Source organism: Hoylesella timonensis S9-PR14, from assembly GCF_000762405.1.
In the GTDB taxonomy this organism is placed as follows: domain Bacteria; phylum Bacteroidota; class Bacteroidia; order Bacteroidales; family Bacteroidaceae; genus Prevotella; species Prevotella timonensis_A.
The window spans coordinates 1-5,116 of record NZ_JRPQ01000248.1 but is presented as its reverse complement, the minus strand read 5'-3'; the positions used below and the strand labels follow the sequence as shown (position 1 = coordinate 5,116).

Annotated in this window: 5 protein-coding genes; 4 read left to right on the top strand and 1 reads right to left on the bottom strand. The window is 42.7% G+C overall.

Annotation, left to right across the window (positions count from 1 at the left end):
* Positions 1–199 precede the first annotated feature (199 nt).
* Both HMPREF9304_RS12290 and HMPREF9304_RS12285 read left to right on the top strand, forming a co-directional pair.
* The gene (locus HMPREF9304_RS12290; RefSeq protein WP_197061675.1) at positions 200–853 is read left to right on the top strand and encodes a S24 family peptidase; all 654 of its coding nucleotides are present in this window, start codon (positions 200–202) and stop codon (positions 851–853) included.
* A 43-nt stretch (positions 854–896) separates the two neighbouring features.
* Positions 897–1,565 carry a hypothetical protein gene (locus HMPREF9304_RS12285; protein WP_036929668.1) on the top strand — a complete coding sequence of 223 codons (669 nt, stop codon included), beginning with the start codon at positions 897–899 and terminating at the stop codon, positions 1,563–1,565.
* A 479-nt stretch (positions 1,566–2,044) separates the two neighbouring features.
* On the opposite strand, the gene HMPREF9304_RS12280 is transcribed toward HMPREF9304_RS12285, so the two are convergent.
* Positions 2,045–2,284, bottom strand: a complete 240-nt coding sequence (locus HMPREF9304_RS12280) for a hypothetical protein (protein WP_036929665.1) — start codon at positions 2,282–2,284, stop codon at positions 2,045–2,047.
* A gap of 456 nt (positions 2,285–2,740) precedes the next feature.
* Here HMPREF9304_RS12280 and HMPREF9304_RS12275 point away from each other — a divergent pair, with 456 nt between their 5' ends.
* Both HMPREF9304_RS12275 and HMPREF9304_RS12270 read left to right on the top strand, forming a co-directional pair.
* Entirely contained in the window at positions 2,741–3,994 is a 1,254-nt protein-coding gene (locus HMPREF9304_RS12275; RefSeq protein WP_036929662.1) for a site-specific integrase, read from the top strand.
* 13 nt (positions 3,995–4,007) lie between these two features.
* On the top strand, positions 4,008–5,116 hold a 1,109-nt coding region (locus HMPREF9304_RS12270; protein WP_036929659.1), incomplete at its 3' end, for a site-specific integrase.

Genomic DNA, 5,116 nt, shown 5'->3' with positions numbered 1-5,116 from the left:
TTCATAATCTTTAATCCTTTAAATTCGTTAATCTCGCCCCTTTTCCGTATCTTTGGGCGCGTTTCCTAATGGAACACGTTGCAAAGATACAGTTTTCTGTAATACGGACAAAGTTTTTAGGTAATTATTTTTCAATATTCTGTATATGGGAGATAAAAAAGAGGTCTCAAGCAGATTTATAGAGGCCTATGAAAGGCTTTTGAGTGATGGCTTGGTAACCAGTAAGAAAGAGTTTGCATCCAGTGTAGGCGTCAGCCCATCCATGGTAACCGAGATTTCTAAGGGAAGGAGCAGTGTTGGAACTTCAGCAATACAGAATATTGTACTTCTTTATGGGATTTCAGGGGAATGGCTTCTCACAGGCACAGGGAATATGCTTAAATCTGACCTCGACAAGCCAATAGAAGCCCATAAGAGGTCTGCCGAACCTCCCAAATCCTCCAATAAGCGGAGGGGCATCCCTCTTATTCCCATAGATGCCGTGGCAGGTTTCCCATCCGCCGACAATGATGGCGTATATATGGAAGACTGCGAACACTACTCAATCCCGGAGTTTGAGGCGAAGGGGGCAAACTTTCTCATCCGGGTTTCAGGCGACTCCATGCACCCCCTCTATGAGAATGGCGACATCATCGCTTGCCGTAAAATTTCCGACATACTCTTCTTCCAATGGGGTGGCATCTACGTCCTCGACACCAGTCAGGGTGCCCTCGTCAAACGAGTGGAGGAAGCAGAAGACGATCAAGAATCCATCCTCTGTATTTCCGAAAACCCACGCTTCAAGCCATTCCACCTTCCTAAGTCCGACATCCGCTCTCTCAGTACGATCATCGGCCTTGTTCGCTTGGTATAACTTCGCCTTCCTTCTGTATCATAAATAATTAAAATTTTATACAATGAAAAAATATCTATTACTATTAGCTTTTATGTTTCTAACTTCGACTAATTCTATTGCACAAAAATTTGAATGTATGGACTTTGTTTCTAAACAAGCAAAATGGAATGCAATAAAAAAAAGTAGCAATAAGAAATGGGCAAAAGAGGCTATAAAACATTTTCCACTTAATTTGGATGGAGACATTTATTATAAGTATAATGTGGCTAATAATTGCAATATGACCACTAAAGAAATGACGAAGATAAGTTATGGCTTCTTAAAATCGATTCTTAATTTAGAAAAAGGTGCAGAAATAAAGATAGACACGATTAATAATATTTGCTACGGTGAAGGGAAATGGGCAAATGTGGGGCAAGTCACAGGACTTTATAATGCAACTATTATACATGCTGAATTAAAAATAAGGATAAAGGTATATAAAGATTCTCTAACTTTTGAAACAAAAGTACCTCATTATATTTTGGGTGCATTTGATTTATTCAAAAAAGGGACAGAATCAAATTTAATATCTCCTAAAGCTGTGTTCCCGTCAAATCTTAATGGTGATCATAAAGAATCTTATTCACAGGCATTTATTAACTGCAATGCATACTCCTACAATACAATGTCATCCTTTTTATCTTACTTGAATAAACATAATGATGATAAAAGCATTGACACTTGGTAATAATCACCCAATAATGTCCAATTTTAGTTATTCGCACAAACCTATATAACACTTTTATTGTACAGGTTATAATTCGGTCACTTCAACGTTCTCCCACAGCCCCCCATCTCCCCCCCCCATGCCCCCCTTTCGGGGGCTTCCCCCTCTTTTTAGTTTCCTTATAACGAATAAGTGCCTGATTTCTCGTTATATAATAAGGTGAAACTTCAAAACATGGTGGCATTTAGGGGGGGGGCTATCGGTACTAAAAACGCACTTATCTTTGAAAAAACAGTATCTTCACCCCCTTGTATCGTACCCCCTCAAAACCCTATTTTGAATAACCACTTTAATATAAATGAATAACCACTTTGAATAACCGGTTGAATAAGCACCCCCCTAAAATCACCCACAGAGCACGAAAAAAAGGGTGATAAAACCACGCTGATTTTACCACCCTTTCAAACGGCGTTTTAAGGCTGTTCTAAGCCCCCTCTTTATTAGTCTTTATACGTTACCCCTGAACCGCCCGAAATAAGCGTAGATTGCTTTATAATAGCCTGTTTCGTGATAATAGTGCCGTTCCCAGATAGCCCGGCATGGAGCAAATAATTGCGTGTGGCGCCCACCTGTTTAGGCGTAAACACTGTATAAACGGCTGATATGCTACTGAAATACCAGTCCTTTCGCTTCGTTCCTTCTAATCCGTGTATCAAATGTACATGTATAACCTTTGCCATAATCCATATTTTTACGATGCAAATATACCAAATAATATCTATATGGAATAAAATAGCATTTTGTTTTTTTTGAAAAAGCAATAAAAAAGAGCGGAATACCCACCCTCAGTTCTGTCCGGTTTGGCTCAATGTAAACCAGTCGTAACTGTATGTAAACGTTTAGCCCCTCTTTTAAGCCTCAACAAGCACCAGATGTAAACCAAAATTAAACCAATGTAAACGTTTCGTTTTAGAGGCTCATATTTTATCTAAACGCATAACTCTTTGAAATATAAAACAATAAGCCGTTTTTATCCTCAATTCATTTTATACGCTTCGTTCTGTGCCCCATAAGAAACGATGAAAGGAAAAGAACAGCTAAAAGTGGTAACTAAAACGGTGTTTTCTCTTTCATTATCAATGTTTTGCATCGCTCAAAGTTCCTCTGGGAAGTATAATTTTGTAAGCAAAAAAACAATGGAAAAAGAAAAAATCAAGCTGCTTTTCTACCTCAAAAGAGGTACGCAGGACAAAAACGGAAAAAGTCCCATCATGGGACGCATCAGTATCGGTCGCTCAATGGTTCAGTTCAGTTGCAAATGTGCCTGTACGCCAAAAATTTGGGATAGTCGTAAACAGCGACTTGTAGGAAAGAGTTCCGAAGCCGTATCAGTGAACAGGGAACTTGACCGACTGCAAGTAAGTGTCTATCAAGTTTATGAATCGCTTTCGGGCAAGTTGAACAACACTGTCACGGCAAGGAAGATAAGGGAACTTGTATTCGGGTTAAACAGCGAGTCGCAGGGGCTGCTTCATCATGCGGATGAGTATATTGACCGCTTCCGTGAGCGAGTTGGCATAGATCGCAGCGAAAGAAGACTGAAATGTCTGCTGCTCTTCCGCAAGCATCTGTCTGAATTTCTGAGATGCCGCTACCATGTGGACGATATCCCCGTGCAAAAAGCCGATACAGCCCTTATCAAGGACTTGGAGGAGTATTTTGCCAAAGAAAAGGGTTTTAAACTCAACACTTCGGCTGGTTATCTTACTATGCTGGCATCCCTGCTCAAAGACCTGCACAAACGGCACATCATAGACACCTATCCTTTTATCGGTCATTCCATCCGCTGGGACGTTGGAACACCCCGATACATTACAAGGGAGGAAGTAAACAAGATTGCGGCATTAACCGATAACGAACTGCAAGGCTACGAGCAGGTGTCGAGGGATATGTTTCTCTTTTCGTGCTATACAGGGCTTTCCTACACGGATGTGTACCACCTCACGGCAGAGCATATCATCCACGAGTCTGATATGGATTGGATACGCAAGCCGAGAGTGAAGACGGGCAATGTATGCCACATTCCATTATTACCCGAAGCATCCGCCATCATTGAGCGGTACAAGGGCATTCATACGAGGGCGTTCCGCCACGAACCCCCAAAAGGGTATCTGCTGCCCATACCAGGCTGTGACACATTGAACATACACCTCAAAAAGATAGCACGACTTTGCGGTATTCAGAAAACGCTGACCTATCACATGGCAAGGCATACCTTCGCATCGCAGATGACGCTTTCAGAAGGCGTNTCCATCGAAAGCGTATCGAAAATGCTCGGACACAGCCAAATAAAGACCACACAGGTGTATGCAGAGACTTCTCCNGAGCGTGTCTTTCGGGATGTGGAGAAGATTCTCCCTCTCATCGCACAATATCGTTTAATCAACTAAAAGTNCAAGAACAATGAAAAGTACATTTTCAATTCTATTCTATATAGACAGAAGCAAGACAAGCGAAAGGAATGAATGCATTATCCGCTGCCGTATCACCTGCAATGGTGCGTCTTCTTCATTCTCAACAGGTTTGTACACCTCNCCNGATGATTGGCAANCAAAGAAAGGGCGCATAAAAGTGGTGGCAAACAGAGCGCATGCCGTCAATCTGCAACTGAACTCAATAGAAGACCGACTTCACGCACTCTATGAACTCACGTTAAGAGAAGAGAACTACATTACGGCAGAATATCTCAAAGAGCAGTTCCAGCACCAAAACAAGCCCACCCCGACACTCATAGAGATTTACCAATCCGTCTGTGAAAGCAAGGAGGCATTGCAGGGCAAGACGATAGGAAAGGCTACCGTTAGGGCTTTCAGGGACAGTAGGAAGAATTTTGCACTTTTTCTAAAAACAAGGGAAAATGAGGACTGTCTTCCCAAAGAGGCAGACAAGGACCTCATAGAAAGCTACCGCCTGTTTATGCTACGGGACTTGGGAAACAAGGAAAGCACTGTTTCCAACCGTCTGCGCCACCTGCATCAAGTCATCCGAAAAGCATTGCAAGAGCGATATATCCATGCAGACCCTTTTGAACTGATAGACATTGAAACGCCCACCTACGAGCGCAATGCCCTCACTTCTGACGATTTACACAAACTTCTCTCATATCGCCCACACCGCTCGGTGGACAACCATTGCAGGCTCATCTTCCTCTTGGGCTGTTTCACGGGGCTGGCATTCTCAGACTTGAAGAAACTCCGAATGGNCGATGTTTATACATTCGGGGATGGGCGTAGGTACATATCGCTCTGTCGCACAAAGACACAGAACAGGAGCATTGTTCCTTTATTGCCCATTGCCGAAGAGATACTCACCATTGNCAGNGACGGACGAAAGGAGGGTTTGCTCTTTCGTGAGTTCCCCACGAATAGCCATTTCAACCGCAAGATAAGGGACATNATCATCAAGGCNGGACTCCCANCTCATACCGAAGCCACTTCGCATACGGCACGGCANACCTTTGCCACGACCATCTGTTTGGAGAACGGTTTGCCGATAGAAACCGTCAGTAAGAT

What these genes read in the sequence shown, in the direction of transcription:
- HMPREF9304_RS12285 (WP_036929668.1), top strand. Translation starts at nt 897, where the DNA reads ATGAAAAAATATCTATTACTATTAGCTTTTATGTTTCTAACTTCGACT.
- HMPREF9304_RS12280 (WP_036929665.1), bottom strand. Translation starts at nt 2,284, where the DNA reads ATGGCAAAGGTTATACATGTACATTTGATACACGGATTAGAAGGAACG.